Origin of the sequence: Aureimonas altamirensis, assembly GCF_001463885.1 — a bacterium.
Lineage (GTDB): Bacteria > Pseudomonadota > Alphaproteobacteria > Rhizobiales > Rhizobiaceae > Aureimonas > Aureimonas altamirensis.
In genome coordinates, this window is sequence record NZ_BBWQ01000020.1 from 178,690 (window position 1) to 197,706 (window position 19,017).

A 19,017-nucleotide genomic window follows, 5' to 3' on the forward strand; every position below is an offset into this window, starting at 1 on the left:
TGGCGCCTGCCGAAATAGCGTCAAGTGGGCCACCCTGACCTATAGGTTTCGTCGATGGTTGCGCCCCTTACACCCAGCCCGTTCACAAACTCCATCTCTTACGCGCTGGTGTCGCCCGGCAGGACGGTGCCCGTCGCAAGGGGACGCTCGGTGCAGATCGATGCACCGCCGCGCGGCCATTTCAAGCTGGTCAAGCTTACCGAACGCGGCGAGGAAGCGGTCGACCGCGTCATCGCGATGTCCACCCCCGACAATGATCTCGTGCTCTTGACGGATGATGGGACGAAGATCGTCGTTCGCAACTTCTTTGCAACCGACGGTGTCTCGGTCGAGCTTCCGCAGCAGGACGGGCAGACAAGGACGCTCGACGGCTCCACGCCCCGCCCATCGCACGCCTCCGGCGGTTTCGACGTCCTGCACACCTTCGGCGACGGGCAGGCGCTGGCCAGCCTGGCGCACGACTTCGCGGCTCAGTACGACGTTCTCGCCGCGGACCGGTTCGAGCTTTCGACGCTGTCGTTGCATCACATGCCCCTGGCTGCGGGCGTATCGCCGCAGACGCTCGTTCTGGTCGGCGGGGCGCTGGTCGGCGGCGGCATCGCAGCGGTGGCGGGCGGTGGAAGTGGCGGCACCGCCGCCGCAGCGCCAGCGGCGGACACGCCCACGAACACGACCCCGCAGCAAACCCCAAGGCTGACGATCGATCCCGTCACAGGCGACAATCACCTCAGCGACGGGGAAATGGCGGGCCCGATCACCGTTTCGGGCACCGCCACGGACATCGCCGACGGTACGGTGATAGCCGTGTCCTGGGGTGCTGCCCGCCAGACCGCCATCGTGGAAGATGGGGTATGGCAGGCGGTTTTCGAAGCGGGATCGATTCTCGCCACGCGCGACTATGCGAACATCTATGCCATGACGGGACAAACCTTTGCCGGGGCCAAGGTTTCGATTGCGGCGCTCGAACGGCCAACCCTGACGATCGATGCCGTTTCGCAGGACAATCAGGTAACCGACGCCGAGCGGAGCTCGGGCGTGACGGTCAGTGGCGTCGCATCCAATGTGGAGGCCGATTCGATCGTCGTCGTCGAATGGGGCACGACGACGAAAAGCGTGACCCCATCCGGCACCGGCCGCTGGTCGGTGACATTTTCCAGAGACGAAATCCCCCAGGACACGACGGAGTCCACCTACACCGTCCGCGCCAGCATCGGCGATTTCGCAACCGCCTCGCGCGAGGTGATGATCGCGGCGTCTGGGCCGACGTCGGAACCGCTGGTGGCCCGCATCGCGATAGACGTCGTATCCGGCGACGACGCCGTAACGTACGTCGAGCGTGGCTCCGGCGTCACGGTGGCGGGCACCGCCGAAAACCTGGCGGACGGCGTCGAGGTGAGCGTCTCATGGGGACAGTCGACCCGTCAGGCCGTGGTTGAAAACCAGCGCTGGAGCGTCGTCTTCGCGCGGAGCGAGGTTCCGGTGCAGGATGCCGTCATCCATGCGGTTGCCGCAAACGGAACGCAGAGCCCGCCCACCGACAGCCGCGCCGTTTCGATTGCATACCCGATCGTGACCGCATCCGACCTCGACCGCGACATCGGTGGCTTCGCGGTCATGAGCCCGGTGACGGGACAGGGAATCGGAGCCATTGTCGCCTCTGCCGGCGACGTGAATGGCGATGGCATCGCCGATTACGTCCTCGGCACGCCCGGCCTCAACGTTACGGGGGCGCAGGCCGGCGGCGCCGTCCTCGTTTTCGGCAAAGCGAACGCCTCGGATATCCAGCTATCCTCCATCGTCGCGGGCAATGGCGGCGGGTTCGTCATCCGCGGAGAGAGCGCGGGCGACATGGCCGGCGCTGCCGTATCCACGGCGGGCGACGTCAATGGCGACGGCCTGGCGGATATCCTCGTCGGCACTGCAGGCTCCGACAGGGCCTACGTGGTCTTCGGCCGCGCAACCACCAGCTCGGTCGACCTTGCCACGGTCCGGTACCAGCTCGGCGGCTTCGTCATCGAAGGGGAAACCGGCGAGCATGTCGGGCTGTCGGTCGCACCGGCCGGCGATGTCGATGGCGACGGCTTCGACGACGTGATCGTTTCGGTGGGCGGCGGCGCGCACGCCGACCGCGCCTATGTCGTCTTCGGCAAGAGCACGACGCAGGCGGTCCACCTGTCCGACATCGCCGACGGAAACGGCGGTTTCGCGATCGAGATTCCGCAGGACACGGGCGCAGCCGCCCTTTCGGTCAGTGCCGGCGGCGACATCGATGGCGACGGCCTGGCCGACATTCTGGTCGGTGCCCCCATGGCATCCGGGCAGCCCGGCGGTGGCGGCGCCTATGTCATCTACGGTTCGACATCCGGGGCGTTCACCCACACTGCCGTGACGCAGATGGGCGGCGCTACCGGCGATACGATGTCCGATGCCGGCCAGCCGGCGGTTATCGCCGGTGGTGCGGGCAACGACACGATTTCGCTGTCGCGCGGCGGCAGCGTCGCGCTCGGCGGTGCCGGAGACGACACGCTGGTCATCGGCATCGGTTTCCTGCTGGAGGGCCTCGCCGGTGCCGTCGACGGCCGCATCTCGCATCTGGACGGCGGCAGCGGCGTGGACACGCTCAAGATCGACGGCAGCGGGATCGTCCTCGACCTGACGGCCCTTCAAAACCCAGGCACAGGGCTGCTGCATGGCGTCGGCCGCCTGTCCGGCATCGAACGCGTGGACCTGACCGGCTCGGGCGACAACCGGCTAAAGATATCCATCGACGACATCATGGACATGTCATCGGCAAACCTCTTCAATTCCGGCAATGGGTGGACGGGCCTGGCCGCGACGGAAAACCTCCATCAGATGGTCGTGGCCGGCAATGCGGGCGACAGGGTCGAGCTGGCATCCCAGACCGGCTGGAGCCTTGGCGGCGATGCGACGCTGGACGGCGTCGTCTACCACATCGTCACCAATGCATCGGCCGGCGCCGCGCTCTATATACAGGACGGAGTCACCGGACCGCTGACGATCTGATCGAGGTACTGTCGCATATGATTCTCTCTTCCGCCCGCCTTGCCCTGCGCGACATCGTCTCACCGCCGTTCCGCTCCACCTTGTGGAAGGTGCTCGGCCTGACGGCCGTGGTGCTGGTAGCCTTGTGGTTCAGCGTGCGGTGGCTTTTCGCGGCGGTGGCCATTCCGTTCTTTGCCGACTTCGCGCCGGACATGCCGGCCTGGCTCGACAATGCCGGGGCTTTTGCCGGCATCGCGGCGGGTATCGTCCTGGCGTTCCTGATGGCTTTCCTGATCGCGCCCGTCAGCGCCATCATCGCCGGCCTGTTTCTCGACGATGTCGCCGAGGCGGTGGAAAGAAAGGACTATGCAGACCAGCCGGAGGGGCGCGCCTTGCCGCTGGTGCGCGGCATGATCCTGTCCATCAAGTTCTTCGGTATCGTCATCCTCGGCAACCTCATCGCCTTTGCGCTGCTGTGGGTGCCGCTGGTCAATGTCGGCGCCTTCTTCGTCATCAACGGCTATCTGCTCGGCCGCGAGTACTTCCAGTTCGCGTGCCTCAGGTACCGTTCGGAAGACCAGGCCGCCGCCATGCGCAGCCGCAATGGCGGGCGCATCTTCATCGCCGGCCTCGTCATCGCCGCGCTCCTTGCGATCCCCATCGTCAATCTGCTTACGCCGCTTTTTGCCGCAGCGATGATGGTGCACCTGCACCAGAAACTGTCGCGCCGCGAAGGCGGCGTGCCGCAGCCCGGCCCGGCCGCCTAGCCGACGGCCGTCACCGGCGGGCGCGGCTGCTCTCCGGCAGGGCGCGTTTCCAGCGGTGTCAGCGGGGCCGGCACGTCGGTTGTCTTCACCTCGGCCTTGCATAAATCGGCTATGATGCAGGCGGGGCAGTCGGGCTTGCGCGCCTTGCAGACATAGCGCCCGTGCAGGATCAGCCAGTGATGGGCATGGCGCAGATAGCCATCCGGGATGATGCGCAGGAAATTGCGCTCGACCTCTTCCGGCGTCTTGCCCGGCGCGATGTGAAGCCGATTGCCGATCCGGAAGATATGGGTGTCGACGGCCAGCGTCTCCTTGCCGAAGGCGGTATTCAGAACCACGTTGGCCGTCTTGCGGCCGACGCCCGGCAAGGCTTCCAGCGCTTCACGCGTATCGGGCACCTGCCCGCCATACTCTTCCACCAGCGACTTCGATAGCAGCCAGACATTGCGCGCCTTGTTGCGGAACAGGCCGATGGTGCGAATGTGCTCGCGGATGGCGTCTTCGCCCAGAGCTGCCATGTCAGCCGCGTTGTCCGCCCTGGCAAACAGGCCGCGTGTGGCCCGGTTGACGCCGGCATCGGTTGCCTGCGCCGACAGCACCACTGCGAACAGCAGGGTAAAGGGGTTCGTATGCTCAAGTTCCGGCTGCGGCTCGGGCCGTTGCACGGCGAATCTGCGGAAGATCTCGCCGATCTCCGCCGGGCTGTACGGAATTTTCGGCGCGCGGGGCGCCCTCTTTCGCGCGGTCGGCGCCATGGTGTATCCTGCCTTGTCAGTCTGCCCGACAGGTGAACCGAGGATGCCGGACGAGGAAAGCGAAAACCCCAACGAGCGGCCGCTTTTCCATGCGCTGTTGACGCCCTATCGCTCGATGGGACGCACGGGGTTCACCGTCGTCATGGCCGGTTTCGGCGGCATCAGCCTCCTGACCGGCCTGTTCTTTCTGGCCGAGGGCGCCTGGCCCATCTTCGGCTTCTTCGGTCTCGATGTGCTGGCCCTGTGGATCGCCTTCCGCGTCAACTACCGCGCCGCCCGCGCGCGCGAGGAGGTCAGCGTATCGCGCACGCGCCTGATGATCCGCAAGACCTCGCCGCGCGGCGAGGTCCGCGAAGAGAATTACAACCCGTTCTGGGCCCGGTTCGACGTGCAGCGGCACCACGAATTCGGCGTCACGCGGATGGCCGTTTCCGGCCGTGGCCGCGCCACCGAGATCGGCTCCTTCCTGAACCCGGACGACCGGGAAACCTTCGCAACCGAGTTCGGCCGCGCCTTGGCGACGGCCCGGCGCGGCTGAAGCCGGCTCAGGCCTCCAGCACGTCTTTCGACGCTACCGAGGAATCGGCGTTCAGCTTGTAGACGATAGGCACGCCAGTCGCGATTTCCGCATTGACGATCTCGTCCGGCGACAGGCCCTCCAGCGCCATCACCAGCGCGCGCAGCGAGTTGCCGTGCGCCGCCACGATGACGTTGCCGCCACCCAGCACCTGCGGCTGGATGGTGTGGATGTAGTATGGCCAGACCCGCGCGCCGGTATCCTTGAGGCTTTCGCCGCCCGGGGGCGGCACATCGTAGGAGCGGCGCCAGACATGGACCTGCTCCTCGCCCCATTTGGCGCGCGCATCGTCCTTGTTGAGCCCGGACAGATCGCCATAGTCGCGCTCGTTCAGGGCCTCGCTCCGCTCCGTCGGGATGTCGGCCTGGCCGAGCGTTCCCTGGAGCAGCGACAGCGTGCGCTGCGCGCGCGACAGGTTGCTGGTGAACGCCCGGTCGAAGACCAGGCCCGTCGCCTTCAACCGCTCGCCGGCAGCCTTCGCTTCTTCCACGCCCTTCTCGGTCAGGTCCGGGTCACGCCAGCCGGTGAACAGGTTCTTGAGGTTCCAGTCACTCTGGCCGTGTCTTACGAGAACGAGGGTCCGCACCATTTGAGCTCCGTTGAATGTCAGATCGAAAGGACGTCGCGCATGGAATACAGGCCGGGCGCCTGCCCGCCTGCCCAGAGCGCCGCCTTGACGGCGCCGCGCGCATAGATTGCGCGGTCGTCGGCGCGATGCACCAGCTCGATGCGCTCGCCCTCCCCCGCGAAGATGACCGAATGGTCGCCGATGACGGAGCCGCCGCGCAGCGTGGCGAAACCGATGGCGCCGGCCGGCCGTGGCCCGGTATGGCCATCGCGCGCCCGCACCGAGGCGTCGGCCAGGGCAATCTCGCGCCCCGCGGCGGCGGCCTCGCCCAGAAGCAGCGCCGTGCCGGACGGCGCATCCACCTTGTGACGGTGATGCATCTCGGCGATCTCGATGTCGAAACCATCGGCGGCCAGGGCGCGCGCCGCGCGCTCCACCAGCACGGCCAGCATGTTGACGCCGAGGCTCATATTGCCGGATTTCACGACCCGCGCGCCGGATGCGGCGGCCTTGGCCACCGCGGCGTCGTCCTGTGCGGAAAAGCCGGTCGTGCCGATGACGTGCACCAGGCCGTGCTGCGCCGCCAGCTCGGCGACGGAGATGGAATAGGCCGGGGCGGTAAAGTCCAGGATGCCGTCGGCATCCGCTAGGACGGGCTCCAGCGCATCGGTGACGAGCGTGCCGATCTCGCCGAGGCCGGCCAGTTCGCCGGCATCATGCCCCAGCACGGAAGAGCCCTTGCGCTCGATGGCGGCAGCCAGCGTGACGCCGGGCGTTTCCTCGATGATACGGACGAGGTTCCTGCCCATCCGTCCGGCCGCCCCCAGAACGACGAGTCTCATCCTCTATCCTTCCGCATCGTCGAAACATCTACTCCCTGCGTCCGGACAGGCCGATCTCGCCGGCCGCCTGCAGGCTGTGGAACTTCGCATACAGGCTGCCACCCCGGGCAACAAGGTCGGAATGGGTGCCGCTTTCGGCGACACGGCCGTTTTCGACCACCAGGATCTGGTCCGCGCCGACGATGGTCGACAGGCGATGCGCCACCACCAGCACGGTCTTCTCGCGCATGATCTCGGTCAAGGCGCGCTGGACCAGCGTTTCCGACTGCGTATCGAGCGCCGACGTCGCTTCGTCCAGAATCAGGATCGGGGCGCCGCGGACAAGCGCCCGGGCAATGGACAGACGTTGCCGCTGCCCACCCGAAAGCGTCATCCCGTTTTCGCCCACCGGCGTATCGTAGCCGAGGGGCTGGGCCAGGATGAATTCCTCTGCCTGCGCCATGCGCGCGGCTGCCTCGATCTCTTCGTCCGTCGCGTCGAGACGGCCGTAGCGGAGGTTGTCGCGTATGGTGCCCTCGAACAGCACGGCCTGCTGCGGCACATAGGATACCTGTGCCCGCAGCGACCGCTTGGTAAAGCTGGAAATGTCCTGCCCATCGATGGTGATCCGGCCCGAAGACGGCTCGTAGAAGCGCTCGATCAGCGAGAGGATGGTGGATTTGCCGCCGCCCGATGCACCGATGATGGCCGTCGTACGGCCGGCCGGGGCGGTAAAGTCCACCTGCCGCAGCACGGGCTCTCCGGCGGAATAGGCGAAGCTGACATTCTCGAAGCGGATTTCGCCGCCGGTGACCTTCAGGTCCGGCGCGCCCGGCGCATCGGGCTTGCGGGGCTTCAGGTCCAGGATTTCGTAGATCATGCGCGCATTCACCAGCGCGCGCTCCATCTCCACCTGCAGCCGAGCCAGCCGGCGGGCCGGGTCGTAGGCCAGGAGAAGCGCGGTGATGAAGGCGAACATCGCGCCCGGCGAATGACCGTAGACGATGGCCCGGTACCCGGACCAGCCGATGACGCCCGCGACGGCAAGGCCGGCGATGGTCTCCACGATGGGGCCGGAGCGTTCGGTGATGGCGGCGATGCGGTTGGCGCGCTCTTCCGCCGCCTCGACCAGGCGGTCCGTGCGCTGGCGCAGCGGCGCTTCCATGGTGAAGGCCTTGACCACCTGTATTCCCTGCGCCGCTTCCTGCATGGAGCCGACCACCTGGGCATTGAGGTCGATGGACTGGCGCGTGGCGCGCCGCAGCTTGCGCGACAGGCGCCCGATCATGATGGCCACCGGCGGCCCCGCCAGAAGGGCGATCCCCGACAGGACCGGGTCCTGCCAGATCATCACCCCGATCAGGAAGACGAGGGTCAGAAGGTCGCGGGCCAGCGAGGTGACGGTAAGGTTCAGCGTATCGCGGACACCCGTCACGTTCTGGCTGATGCGCGCCGCAAGCTGGGCCGAGCGCGTCTCGCCGAAAAAGTCCACCGACAGCTCGGTGAGGTGGGAGAACAGGCGCTTCTGGTAGCGTGCGACGATGTCGTTGCCGATGCGGGCCAGGATCACGCCCTGGATATAGCTGGCGACGCCGCGGATCAGGAAGGCCGCGAAGACGGCAAGCGGCAGCGTCAGCAACACGGCGCGGTTGCGGTCGACGAAGATCTCGTCGATCACGTCCCGCATGATCCACGCCAGGAAAGCCGTCGACAGCGCCACGAGGATCAGGCATGCGATGGCGATCGCATAGCCCCTGACATGCGAGCGCCCGTTTTCGGCCAGGATACGCCGCAGCAACTTGAATGCCTCGCCCCTTTCCTGCCCGTCGGCCAGCGAAAGGTTCTTCTGTCTACTCACGGTCGGCTCGTCCCGTTCATCGTGCCGCTCGCTTTAGAGCATTTTATCCGCCCTGTCAGGCAGCCCAGCGCCGTCCGCTGGTTTCGAGGCCGAAGAAGCGCGGATTGCGCGCATAGGCCGCCATGCCGACAAGCGCCGCCATCGTTTCCGTCACCGCAAACAGAGGCATCTCTCGCAACAGGGCGGAATGCGGCGCCTTGTCCTCGAAGGCGTCACGCACCAGCTCGGGCTCGATCAGGGGCACGATGCGCTGGAATATCCCGCCGGCGATGTAGACGCCGCCGCGCGCCATGAAGATAAGCGCCAGATCGCCGGCAACGCGCCCAAGGCACGTGGCGAACAGGCGTACGGCCTCCAGCGCCTCTGCGTCGCCGAGGCCGGCCGCCTCCGTGACGTCGGCGGGGTCGGCATGCCGGCGCTCCACGCCGTCGGCCGTGCAGATGGCATGATACAGGTTGACGAGCCCCCGGCCGCTCAGCACCTCTTCGGCCGATACGCGCCCCTCGATCCGGTCGAGATGGGGCCATATCTGAAGGTCGCGCCCGGTTCGCGGGCCAAGGTCGATGTGCCCGCCCTCCCCGGCAACGGGAATCCACATGCGCCGGGCGCGGACGAGGCCGGCGACGCCGAGCCCGGTTCCGGGGCCAAGCACGACACGGCTGGCGCCCTCGCGGGCCATGCCGCCGCCGATCTGCTCGCGGCCCGTTTCCGGAAGGGCCGAGACGGCCAGCGCCTGCGCCTCGAAATCGTTCATCACCACGATTTCCTCAAATCCGAGATCGCGCATCAGCACCTTCGGACGCACGATCCACGGGCTGTTGGTCAGGTCGATCTCGTCGCCGTCGATAGGCCCGGCAATGGCCAGCACCGCCGAGTTGGGCTGGACGGAGGTCTTGTCCAGCACGGCGTCCTGGATGGCATGATCGATGTTGGGGTAGTCCACCGTCTTGACCACGGGGAACAGCTTCGGCTCGGCATAGGCATCCACCAGAAGCGCAAAGCGCGCATTCGTGCCGCCGATGTCGGCCAGGAGGATCGGGAAGCGCAGTGCTTCGGCGCTTGTGTGGGTCGGGGTCATATGCGGTCGGGCCTAAATCGATTGAAGATCAGAAGGGTATGGCGGAAAAGGCGTGGCAGATATCTATCGCGTTATCGTGACGGGCGTTGCGTTGGTATGGCGACCGGACCGGACATGGCCGCAGCCGATGCGACGCCGGCGCCGGCATCCAGCACGGCGGCGCAGGCGCGCGGCAGATCGGCCATCGTCAAGGGCGGCTTCGGCTTGTAGGGCGGGGCATCGGGCGGTGGCGGCTGCAGCGCGACATCGAACCACCAGTCGAGGTCGTCGCAACCGTCGTCCCGGCCCACGGCCGCCTGCTTTTCGCAGGCGCTTTCCCCCGCAGGGCAAAACATCCGGATATGGAAATGGTAATCGTGCCCATAGGTGGGGCGCACCTTGGCCAGCCAGGCGCGGTCACGTCCGGCCGTCTGGCAGAGTTTCTGCTTGATGCCCGGATGAACGAAGACCCGCTGCACCTCCGGCGCACTGGCAACGCGGCGCAGCAGCCTCAGATGTTCGGGCCGCCACAGGCTGTCATCCACATGCAGGGTCTTCGGATCGACAAGGCTTTGCGGATCGAGGCCATCGCGCTCGTCATCGCTCAGGCGGCGCTGCGGCATCGGCGTCAGGTAGACATCGGCATCAAGGCCGATCTGGTGCGATGCGTGGCCGGACGACATGGGCCCGCCGCGCGGCTGGGCGATATCCCCGATCAGAAACCCGCGCCACCCATCCTTTTCGGCAGCCTCGGCCGACAGGCGCTCAAGCAGCGCAATCATGGCCGGATTGCCCCAGGCCCGGTTGCGTGACGGCCGCGTCATCTGCCAGGTCGGACCGTCCTTCGGCATCGCCACGGCACCGGCCAGACACCCCTTGGAGTAAAAGCCGATGCTGCGGCTGGCCATGGCTGCCGGCTGCGTCCGAGCGCCGAACAGGTCCTTGGCCGCCGGCGCGGCGACGGCCGGGCCCGCAAGGACAACCAGCAAAGCGACGCCGAGCGACGCGAGGGAGCAGTTCATGATCACCTCCGCATCATGAGCCGCCGAGTGTGGCCCTGCAAGGATGCGCGGAGCTTGCTCGCGCAACCGTGCGATGTCGTCAGGCGCGCAGCGTGCCCCCGGTCGCCTTGGCCACCGCCGCCACGATCTTCTGCGAGACCGCGTCCAGATCCTCGTCGGTCAGGGTGCGCTCGGCCGGCTTCAGGGTGACTTCGATGGCGATGGATTTGCGCCCTTCGCCAAGCGACGCACCGGTAAAGACATCGAAGACGCTGACCGACGACACGAGCTTGCGGTCGGCGCCTTCGGCCGCCCGCACGAGTTTCAGCGCTTCCACTTCCGCATCCACCACGAAGGCGAAGTCGCGCCGCACCGGCTGGAACGGGGAAAGCTCCAGCACCGGTTTTGTCCGTGTGGCCTTGCGCTTGCCTTCCGGCAGCGCGTCGAGGAACACCTCGAACCCGCTATGGGCGCCGGACAGCCGCATCTTTTTCAGGACGCGCGGATGAAACTCGCCGAACTCGGCAAGCGTCACCTTCGGCCCAAGCTTCAACCGGCCGGAGCGACCGGGATGATACCAGGCGCTGGCGCCCGCCTCGACCTGCAGCCGGTCGGTGGGCACGCCTGCCGCCTCCAGCACGGCGATGGCGTCGGCCTTGGCGTCGAAAACCGAGACCGGGGCGGCGTTGCCGGCCCAGTTGCGCCCCGCGCCCGTCGGCGTGGCGGTGCCGCGCCGCAATCCCGCCGCAACGCGCAACTGCCCGGCGGGCGTGTCGTCGCGGTAGACATGGGAAACCTCGAACAGCGCCACGTCGCCGTAGCCCCGCGCCGCATTGCGCCCCGCCGCCGCCAGCAGGCTGGGCAGAAGCGAGGGGCGCATGTCGGTCAGTTCCGCGGCGATGGGGTTTTCCAGTTGCAGTTCCGGAGCGCCGCCGCCGAAGGCCACGGCCTCCTCATGCGGGATGAAGGCATAAGTGACCGTCTCCAGCATGCCGCGCGCGGCAAGAGCGCGCTTGGCCAGCCGATCGCGCACTTGCGCCGTGGTTAGAACGCGGCCCGCCACCGCCCCCTCGCGTGGCAGCGGCTGCGGGGTGATCGCATCCACGCCCGTAAGCCGCATCACCTCTTCCACGAGGTCGGCCTTGCCCTCGACATCCGGGCGCCAGCTCGGCGCGGTCACGTCGGCGCCGTCCGCGTCGTGGGCCGTAACGGCAAAACCCAGCCGCTGCAGCAACTCGACCTGGCGGTCGGGCGCGATATCCAGGCTGGTCAATCGCTTCACTTCGGTGAAAGGCAGGCGAATCCTGGCGGGTGCGTCGTCCTGGTGCGGCACGACGACCCGTTCGCTGGCTTCGCCGCCGCACAGATCGAGGATCATGCGGGTGGCAAGGTCCAGTCCCGGCTCCATGAAGGCCGGGTCGACACCGCGTTCGAAGCGGTAGCGCGCGTCCGTCACGATGCCGAGCGTGCGGCCGGTGCGTGCAATGTCCAGCGGTCGCCAGAGGGCGGATTCCACCAGCACGTCCACGGTGCCCTCGTCGCAGCCGGAATGCTCGCCCCCCATGATGCCGCCGATGGATTCCGGACCCTTGTCGTCGGCGATCACGCAGACATCCTCGTCCAGCGCATAGGTCCGGCCGTCGAGCGCCAGGATTTCCTCGCCCGCCCGGGCCTGCCGCACGGTCAGCGCACCGGAAACCTTGGCCGCGTCGAAGACGTGCAGCGGGCGCCCGCGATCGAAGGTCAGGTAGTTGGTGATGTCCACCAAGGCGTTGATCGGGCGCAGGCCGATGGCGCGCAACCGCTTCTGCATCCATTCGGGCGAAGGACCGTTGGTCACGCCGCGCACCAGCCGCAGGGCGAAGCCCGTGCAGGTGGGGCTTTGCACGTCGACCGAAACCGGGCACGGGCCAGTGCCCTCGATGCGGTCGACGGCAGCCTCCTTCAACCGGCCAAGGCCGGAGGCGGCAAGGTCGCGCGCGATGCCGTGGATGCTGGTGGCATCCGGCCGGTTGGGCGTCAGGTTGATCTCGATGACCGGGTCGGAAAGGCCGGCATAATCGGCGAAGGCCATGCCGACGGGCGTGTCGGACGGCAGGCTGATGATGCCATTATGCTCGTCCGAAAGTTCCAGCTCGCGCTCCGAGCACATCATGCCGAAGCTTTCGACACCGCGGATCTTGCCGACGCCCAGGGTGGTGTCGATGCCCGGAACATAGGTGCCCGGCAGCGCCAGCACGCCGACCAGGCCGGCCGCCGCATTGGGCGCCCCGCAGACGATCTGCAGCGGCTTGCCGCCGTTGACGTCCGGTCCTGCGTCGACGCTGAGCACGCGCAGCTTGTCGGCATCCGGATGCGGCTGTGCCGTCAGGACACGCGCGATGGTGAAGGGGCGGAACGCGGCCCGGTCGTCGACATGCTCGACCTCGAGGCCGATGGCGGTGAGGCGTTCCGTGATTTCGCCAAGGCCCGCCTCGGTATCGAGATGGTCCTTCAGCCAGGACAGGGTGAACTTCATATCGGGATCGCGATCGTATCGGAAAAGAAAGGATGGGGTTCAGTCGAGCCGGCGGGCCACGCCGCGCGCCGCCTGCCGGCTTGCGGCATTGGCATGCACGAAGCGGTAGATCGACAGCGCCAGCACGGCGAAGACGAGGTTGAGCAGGATGATCGTCGTCCAGCCCAGCGTATCGCCCAGCACGAAGCGGTCGACCAGCGTCGGCAGGACGACGCCCACGGCAAGGCTGGCCAGCGCCGCAGGCGTACGATCGAGTTGATGGTACAGGAAAGCGAACAGCGCGACGGTGACGAGGCCGAGCACATAGGCACCCAGCGATGCGACGGCCACCACGAAGGGCGTGCCGGCAAACAGCCAGGCCAGGAGGCCCGTCAGCACCGTGCCGAGCACGGCTCCGGCCAGAACCGCGATGCATTCCAGGATCATCATCTTCATCGCAATCGCCCCTTCGGTGTCAGTTGCTGCTCAGCCCGCCGAACAGTGTCGGAATATCCAGCGGCCGGAAGCCGTAATGCTCGAGCCACCGGACGTCCGCGTCGAAGAAGGCGCGCAGATCGGGCATGCCGTATTTCAGCATGGCGATCCGGTCGATGCCCATGCCCCAGGCGAAGCCCTGGAACTCATCCGGATCGAGCCCGCTGAGGCGCAGCACGTTGGGATGCACCATGCCGCAGCCGAGAATCTCCATCCAGTCCGTGCCCTCGCCGAAACGGACCTCGCCGGGACGCGAGCGGTCGCACTGGATATCCACTTCCATCGACGGTTCGGTGAAGGGAAAGAAGCTCGGCCGGAAGCGCATCTTGACCGTCGGCACCTCGAAGAAGGCGCGGCAGAACTCTTCCAGAACCCACATCATGTTGGCGATGTTGGCCTTGCGGTCGACGACCAGCCCTTCGAGCTGGTGGAACATCGGCGAGTGCGTCGCGTCCGAATCCTGCCGGTAGGTCTTGCCCGGAATGACGATGCGGATGGGCGGCTTCTGGCTTTCCATCGTGCGCACCTGCACCGGCGAGGTATGGGTGCGCAGCACCTTGCGCGTCCCGTCCGCGCCCGGGCGGAAGAAGAACGTGTCGTGCATCTCGCGCGCGGGGTGCCCCTCGGGGAAGTTCAGCGCGGTGAAGTTGTAATAGTCGGTCTCGACATCCGGACCTTCGGCGATGGCGAAGCCCATGTCGGAGAAGATCGCGGTGATCTCGTCCACGACCTGGCTCAGCGGATGCAGCCGCCCGGCCGCCAGAGACGATGGCCGCAGCGGCAGCGTGACGTCTACCGCCTCCGCCGCCAGCCGCGCCTCGATCGCCGCATCGGCAAGCGCTTCCTTGCGCTGCGTCAGGGCGTGCTGCACGCGGTCCCGCAGGCCGTTGAGGGCCGGCCCGGCCTCGCGCCGCTCGTCCGGCGTCATCCGGCCAAGGCCCTTCAGGAGCTCGGAGATCTCGCCCTTCTTGCCCAGCGCGGCCAGCCGCACGTCTTCCAGCGCGGCTTCGCTTGTCGCCGCCTCGATCTGCGAGAGGGTGCGCGCCTCGATGGCCGCAAGATCGCTCGCCATGGTCATGTCCTGCATGATTCCCCTGCCGGGTCCGTCGCGCCGCCTTGATGCCGCGCGCTACCCGCCTGTTTCTTCGATGTCATGAGCTTCAAGCACAAAGCATGCGAACGCGACAAGGCCCGCACGCGGCATGCGCGGCGGGCCTTGTCGTTTTTAACGGTTCGGGCTGCCCCGATACTGCCGGGCCGGGCCCGGCAGGACGCCTTCGTCAGGCGGCGCGCTTTTCGCCGACAGCGCGCTCATAGGCGTTGTCGTTGCCGTCCTTGAGGTAGGCGAGAGCCGCCTTCGCCTGCTCGACCAGGACCGCGAAGGCCTCCGGCTCGTGGATGGCGATGTCGGACAGAACCTTGCGGTCGACCTCGATGCCGGCCTTGGTGAGGCCGTCCATGAAGCGGGCATAGGTCAGCCCATGCTCGCGGACACCGGCGTTGATGCGCTGGATCCACAGGGCGCGGAAGTTGCGCTTCTTAACGCGGCGGTCGCGCGTCGCATACTGCTTGGCGCGGTCGACGGCGGCCTTGGCGGCGCGGATGGTGTTCTTGCGGCGTCCGTAAAAGCCCTTGGCGGCCTTCAGAACCTTCTTGTGCTTGGCGTGCGAGGTGACGCCTCTTTTGACACGTGCCATGATATCGCTCCTGAATCTCTAAACCTTGAGGTGTCCCGACCCGCTCAGCGGTCGTAGGGCATGTAGGTCTTGACGATGCGCTCGTCCGGCTTGGACAGGATCATCGTTCCGCGCGCATCGCGGATGAAGTCGTTGGAGCGTTTGATCATGCCGTGGCGCTTGCCGGCGGGCTGGGCCTTGACCTTGCCGGTCGCCGTCATGCGGAAGCGCTTCTTGGCGCTCGATTTGGTCTTCATCTTGGGCATTTTGCTCTCCTTGATGGATGTGGCGACGGCGGCGGACCTTGCAGGACCGCCGTTCGGCCTTACCGAACGTGTCGCCAAGCATTTGGAGCCGCCACGGCATGCCCTGCCGGACGGCTCTCAATTGAACGCTGGGGCTTATAGTCTGTCGCTCCCGGCATGGCAAGCCCGCATTCGCGAAGGCTCACCCAGGCCGGTGTGGGCGCGCGCGTCAGCCGCGCGGCGCCAGAACCATCATCATCTGACGGCCTTCGAGCTTGGGCTCGGCTTCGACCTTGGAAATTTCGGCGGTTTCCTCGCGGACGCGGTTCAATAGCTGCATGCCGAGTTCCTGGTGGGCCATCTCGCGGCCACGGAAGCGCAGCGTCACCTTGACCTTGTCGCCTTCGTCGAAGAAGCGGCGAACGGCCTTCATCTTGGTCTCGTAGTCATGATCGTCGATGTTCGGCCGCATCTTGATCTCTTTGACCTCGATGACCTTCTGGCGCTTGCGCGCTTCGGCGGCCTTCTTCTGATTCTCGTATTTGAGCTTGCCCAGATCGAGGATCTTGCACACCGGCGGATTGGCGGTCGGAACGATCTCGACGAGATCCAGCCCGGCCTCTTCCGCCATGGCAAGGGCATCGGCGGTCGGCGTCGGACCACGGTTCTGGCCGTCAGCGTCGATCAGCTGAATCTGCGGAACACGAATGTCCCGGTTGGAGCGCGGTCCTTCCTTTTGGGCGGGCGGGGCACGAAACGGTCTGCGAATGGTCGTTCACTCCTGTTGTTGACGACAGATGCGAAGTTGCGCGACAACGCACGCAACCCGGCCCCGGCTGGCGAACTCCCCTTTGGCAGCGCGCCGGCCCCGGGCCGATCACCTTTCCGATATAGCACGTCGCCCGGCGAGTTTCACCCATCTAGCGTACAAATTGCTTGAAGACCGACACGGAGCAGCCGGATGCAGTCACAGCCGAACGCCGAATTCTTTTCGCCCTCCGGGCCCGACGGCAAACGGCTCGCCTGGCTCGGCCACACCGGCGCGGCGCCGACAATCGTCTTCCTCGGCGGCTACCGCTCCGACATGCGCGGCACCAAGGCCGAGCGCCTGTCGGCCACCTGCGCCGAAGCGGGCCTTGGCTTCCTGCGCTTCGACTATCGCGGCCATGGCGAATCGTCCGGGCAGTTTGCGGACCTGACCATCTCGGACTGGCTGGAGGACGCCGCCGACATCGTGTCGGCCATGACGGAAGGGCCGTTGCTGCTGGTCGGGTCGTCCATGGGCGGCTGGATCGCGCTGCTTCTGGCGCAGCGGATGCGCGCACGCATGGCCGGGATGCTTCTTCTGGCGCCCGCGCCGGACTTCACCAAGCGGCTCGTGGAGCCATCCCTTACAGCCGCCGAATGCCGGGACCTTGCCCGCCAGGGCTATATCGAGCGCGCCTCGGCCTATGCGCCCGAACCGACGGTCTACACCAAGCGGCTGCTGGACGACGGACTGTCGCAATGCGTCCTCGATGGCCCGGTTGAAACCGGATGTCCGGTGCACATCATCCAGGGCATGCGCGATCCGGACGTGCCCTATACCCACGCGCTGGAGCTGGTCTCGCATCTGCCCGGAGACGGCGTCACGCTGACGCTCGTCGCCGACGGAGATCATCGCCTGTCTCGTGAGGAAGACCTCCACCGGATGGATGCCGCTGTCCTGGATCTGGCAGCCGGCAAGGCGCGCGGATAAGATTTCATTCCCGCGTGACGTTAATGTCACATTAAGGACATTCGCTTCGTCAAACTCGTGGCAATTGCGCGCCGGACCGCCTGGATCGCCGCACTTTGCACCGCAACGACGGAGCGCGGATTATTGCACCTGCTCATTCGGAAATACTCCGATCGTGTGTCCGATCTACCTCCAAATCGGACTCCTTCCACCAGCGATGATGTTGACCTTCGTCGCCCCCGGTCCGACCATTCCACACAGGGTTCGGGGACGACGAGGGGATCGGCTTCCATGGGCAGGCTGCGTGCGCTACTTGCGATTGCGATCGCATCGACCTTGTGTGCAGGTGCGATATTGCCCGCACAGGCGCGGCAACTGTTCATGCCGTTGGCCGGTCCCACCTCGCAGCCCATAGGCCATTTCGACTATTGCCGGCGCGAGCCGCAGGAATGCCGGCCGCATGCACGTCCGGTGCCGGGCCCGCCGGCGCTTTCGCCCGGCCTTCTGCACCTCGTTGCCGGCATAAACCGGCAGGTCAATGCCGACATCGAACCGGCGTCCGACTGGGCCATGCACGGACAGGAAGAATACTGGAGCATTCCGGTGAACCGCGGAGACTGCGAGGATTACGCCTTGCTGAAGCGGGACCGTCTGGTCGAGGCCGGCCTGCCGGCGAGCAGCCTTCTGATGACCGTCGTGCGCAAGCCCAACGGCGAAGGCCATGCCGTCCTGACGCTGACGACACGCGCCGGCGATTTCGTCCTGGACAATCTGGACGCGCGGGTGCGGAGCTGGGGAGATACGCCCTACACCTACCTCAAGCGGCAGGACGCAGCCGATCCGGGCCGATGGGTTCGTGTGGAGGGTGATTCGCCTGTCCGGCTAGCATCCGGGCGCGATGCCCGTGTCGTGCCGGCGGCACTGCGCTGACGGGCAAGGCCCTCAGGCCTCGTCTTCCCTGTCGGGCACTTCTTCCTCGACGCCCGGTATGACATAGGCGCCGGACAGCCAGCGGTTGAGATCTACCGATTTGCAGCGGGGCGAGCAGAACGGATAAGTGGCACGGTCCGAAGGCCGCCCGCATTCCGGGCAGGCGCGCCTGGGCCGCAGCGGTGTAACCGCGCCGGTCATTGCGCCGCCGCCGTGCCCTGCCGGAAGCCTTCGCCCTGCAGCAGCGCCAGCGTCTCGTAGAGCGGCAGGCCCACCACATTGCTGTAGCTTCCCACGAGGCGCACGACAAAACCGCCCGCCAGCCCCTGGATGGCGTAGCCGCCCGCCTTGCCGCGCCACTCGCCGCTGGCCAGATACTGGTCCATGTCTTCGCGGGTCAGACGCTTGAAGCGGACCCGCGTCTCCACCAGCCGCTGGCGAAGCCGCCCGGAAGGCCCGATGACGCAGACGCCGGTGTATACGCGGTGCGTGCGGCCGGACAGAATCCGCAGATTGGCGTGCGCATCCTCGATCAGTTCGGCCTTGGGCATCACCTGCCGCCCGACGCAGACGACCGTATCGGCAGCCAGTACGAAGCGGCCGGCCCGCTCCTGCAAGCGCTCCAGCACGGCCACGGCGGCCTCGGCCTTGCCCTGGCTCAAGCGCTTGGCCAGCGAGCGCGGATGCTCGGACCCGTGTTGCGCCTCGTCGATGTCGGCAGGCAACAGCCGCTCGGGCTCCAGGCCGACCTGCTGCAGCAGTTCGAGCCGGCGCGGCGACGCCGAAGCGAGAATCAGATGCTGCGACTGGGCCATGCGAAGCGTGCTCGGCTTACTTGAAGCGATAGGTGATGCGGCCCTTGGTCAGGTCGTAGGGGGTCATCTCGACGAGCACCTTGTCGCCCGTCAGAACACGGATGCGATTCTTGCGCATGCGCCCCGCCGTGTGTGCGATGATTTCGTGATCGTTCTCGAGCTTGATGCGGAATGTCGCGTTCGGCAGCAGCTCGGTAACGACCCCGGGAAACTCGAGAACTTCTTCTTTCGCCAT

General features: G+C 66.7%; 20 protein-coding genes. 5 read left to right on the forward strand and 15 right to left on the reverse strand.

Annotated elements, in window-relative coordinates:
- The first annotated feature begins 54 nt into the window (after positions 1 to 54).
- Both AUL31_RS15465 and AUL31_RS15470 read left to right on the forward strand, forming a co-directional pair.
- Positions 55 to 3,024 (forward strand): FG-GAP-like repeat-containing protein, encoded by a 2,970-nt coding sequence (locus tag AUL31_RS15465; protein WP_082646978.1) that lies wholly within the window; start codon positions 55 to 57, stop codon positions 3,022 to 3,024.
- A 17-nt stretch (positions 3,025 to 3,041) separates the two neighbouring features.
- A complete protein-coding gene (locus AUL31_RS15470) occupies positions 3,042 to 3,770 on the forward strand; it encodes a sulfate transporter family protein (protein ID WP_060608648.1) in 729 nt (242 codons plus the stop codon).
- Here AUL31_RS15470 and nth read toward each other — a convergent pair.
- A complete protein-coding gene (gene nth, locus AUL31_RS15475; protein ID WP_060608652.1) occupies positions 3,767 to 4,525 on the reverse strand; it encodes an endonuclease III in 759 nt (252 codons plus the stop codon). The genes AUL31_RS15470 and nth overlap by 4 nt on opposite strands.
- Positions 4,526 to 4,568: 43 nt before the next feature.
- On the opposite strand from nth, the gene AUL31_RS15480 reads away from it, so the two are divergent.
- On the forward strand, positions 4,569 to 5,063 hold the full coding sequence (locus AUL31_RS15480; RefSeq protein ID WP_060608655.1) for a DUF2244 domain-containing protein: 495 nt from the start codon (positions 4,569 to 4,571) through the stop codon (positions 5,061 to 5,063).
- Positions 5,064 to 5,070: 7 nt separating this feature from the next.
- On the opposite strand, the gene AUL31_RS15485 is transcribed toward AUL31_RS15480, so the two are convergent.
- The 11 genes from AUL31_RS15485 to infC all read right to left on the reverse strand — a co-directional run bounded on the left by AUL31_RS15485 (position 5,071) and on the right by infC (position 16,089).
- A complete protein-coding gene (locus AUL31_RS15485) occupies positions 5,071 to 5,691 on the reverse strand; it encodes a 2,3-bisphosphoglycerate-dependent phosphoglycerate mutase (RefSeq protein ID WP_060608658.1) in 621 nt (206 codons plus the stop codon).
- A 17-nt stretch (positions 5,692 to 5,708) separates the two neighbouring features.
- On the reverse strand, positions 5,709 to 6,512 hold the full coding sequence (gene dapB, locus AUL31_RS15490) for a 4-hydroxy-tetrahydrodipicolinate reductase (protein WP_060608660.1): 804 nt from the start codon (positions 6,510 to 6,512) through the stop codon (positions 5,709 to 5,711).
- Positions 6,513 to 6,540: 28 nt separating this feature from the next.
- Entirely contained in the window at positions 6,541 to 8,349 is a 1,809-nt protein-coding gene (locus AUL31_RS15495; RefSeq protein WP_244489431.1) for an ABC transporter ATP-binding protein, read from the reverse strand.
- Positions 8,350 to 8,404: 55 nt separating this feature from the next.
- Positions 8,405 to 9,427, reverse strand: a complete 1,023-nt coding sequence (locus AUL31_RS15500; RefSeq protein WP_060608665.1) for a glucokinase — start codon at positions 9,425 to 9,427, stop codon at positions 8,405 to 8,407.
- A 71-nt stretch (positions 9,428 to 9,498) separates the two neighbouring features.
- The gene (mepA, locus tag AUL31_RS15505; protein ID WP_060608668.1) at positions 9,499 to 10,428 is read right to left on the reverse strand and encodes a penicillin-insensitive murein endopeptidase; all 930 of its coding nucleotides are present in this window, start codon (positions 10,426 to 10,428) and stop codon (positions 9,499 to 9,501) included.
- Positions 10,429 to 10,507: 79 nt separating this feature from the next.
- Complete coding sequence (gene pheT / locus AUL31_RS15510; RefSeq protein ID WP_060608671.1) at positions 10,508 to 12,925, reverse strand: phenylalanine--tRNA ligase subunit beta; 2,418 nt, start codon at positions 12,923 to 12,925, stop codon at positions 10,508 to 10,510.
- Between the two features lie 39 nt (positions 12,926 to 12,964).
- Entirely contained in the window at positions 12,965 to 13,360 is a 396-nt protein-coding gene (locus tag AUL31_RS15515; RefSeq protein ID WP_060608674.1) for a hypothetical protein, read from the reverse strand.
- A 19-nt stretch (positions 13,361 to 13,379) separates the two neighbouring features.
- A complete protein-coding gene (pheS, locus tag AUL31_RS15520) occupies positions 13,380 to 14,486 on the reverse strand; it encodes a phenylalanine--tRNA ligase subunit alpha (protein ID WP_060608677.1) in 1,107 nt (368 codons plus the stop codon).
- 193 nt (positions 14,487 to 14,679) lie between these two features.
- Entirely contained in the window at positions 14,680 to 15,096 is a 417-nt protein-coding gene (gene rplT / locus AUL31_RS15525) for a 50S ribosomal protein L20 (RefSeq protein WP_060608680.1), read from the reverse strand.
- Between the two features lie 44 nt (positions 15,097 to 15,140).
- A complete protein-coding gene (gene rpmI / locus AUL31_RS15530; protein WP_039195541.1) occupies positions 15,141 to 15,341 on the reverse strand; it encodes a 50S ribosomal protein L35 in 201 nt (66 codons plus the stop codon).
- Positions 15,342 to 15,549: 208 nt separating this feature from the next.
- A complete protein-coding gene (gene infC / locus AUL31_RS15535) occupies positions 15,550 to 16,089 on the reverse strand; it encodes a translation initiation factor IF-3 (RefSeq protein ID WP_073469375.1) in 540 nt (179 codons plus the stop codon).
- Positions 16,090 to 16,281: 192 nt separating this feature from the next.
- Here infC and AUL31_RS15540 point away from each other — a divergent pair, with 192 nt between their 5' ends.
- Together AUL31_RS15540 and AUL31_RS15545 are read left to right on the forward strand one after the other, a co-directional pair.
- A complete protein-coding gene (locus AUL31_RS15540) occupies positions 16,282 to 17,058 on the forward strand; it encodes an alpha/beta hydrolase (protein ID WP_060608683.1) in 777 nt (258 codons plus the stop codon).
- Between the two features lie 270 nt (positions 17,059 to 17,328).
- Positions 17,329 to 17,967, forward strand: a complete 639-nt coding sequence (locus AUL31_RS15545; protein ID WP_060608686.1) for a transglutaminase-like cysteine peptidase — start codon at positions 17,329 to 17,331, stop codon at positions 17,965 to 17,967.
- Between the two features lie 12 nt (positions 17,968 to 17,979).
- Here the strand turns inward: AUL31_RS15545 and yacG are convergent, their stop codons facing one another.
- Genes yacG through infA form a run of 3 tightly spaced genes read right to left on the reverse strand, consistent with a single transcriptional unit; the run spans position 17,980 to position 19,017 of the window.
- Positions 17,980 to 18,168: a DNA gyrase inhibitor YacG gene (gene yacG, locus AUL31_RS15550; RefSeq protein WP_060608690.1), complete on the reverse strand. Its 189-nt coding sequence runs from the start codon at positions 18,166 to 18,168 to the stop codon at positions 17,980 to 17,982.
- Positions 18,165 to 18,782, reverse strand: a complete 618-nt coding sequence (locus AUL31_RS15555) for a Maf-like protein (protein ID WP_060608693.1) — start codon at positions 18,780 to 18,782, stop codon at positions 18,165 to 18,167. The genes yacG and AUL31_RS15555 overlap by 4 nt, the downstream gene beginning before the upstream one ends.
- A 16-nt stretch (positions 18,783 to 18,798) precedes the next feature.
- Complete coding sequence (gene infA, locus AUL31_RS15560) at positions 18,799 to 19,017, reverse strand: translation initiation factor IF-1 (RefSeq protein ID WP_019994787.1); 219 nt, start codon at positions 19,015 to 19,017, stop codon at positions 18,799 to 18,801.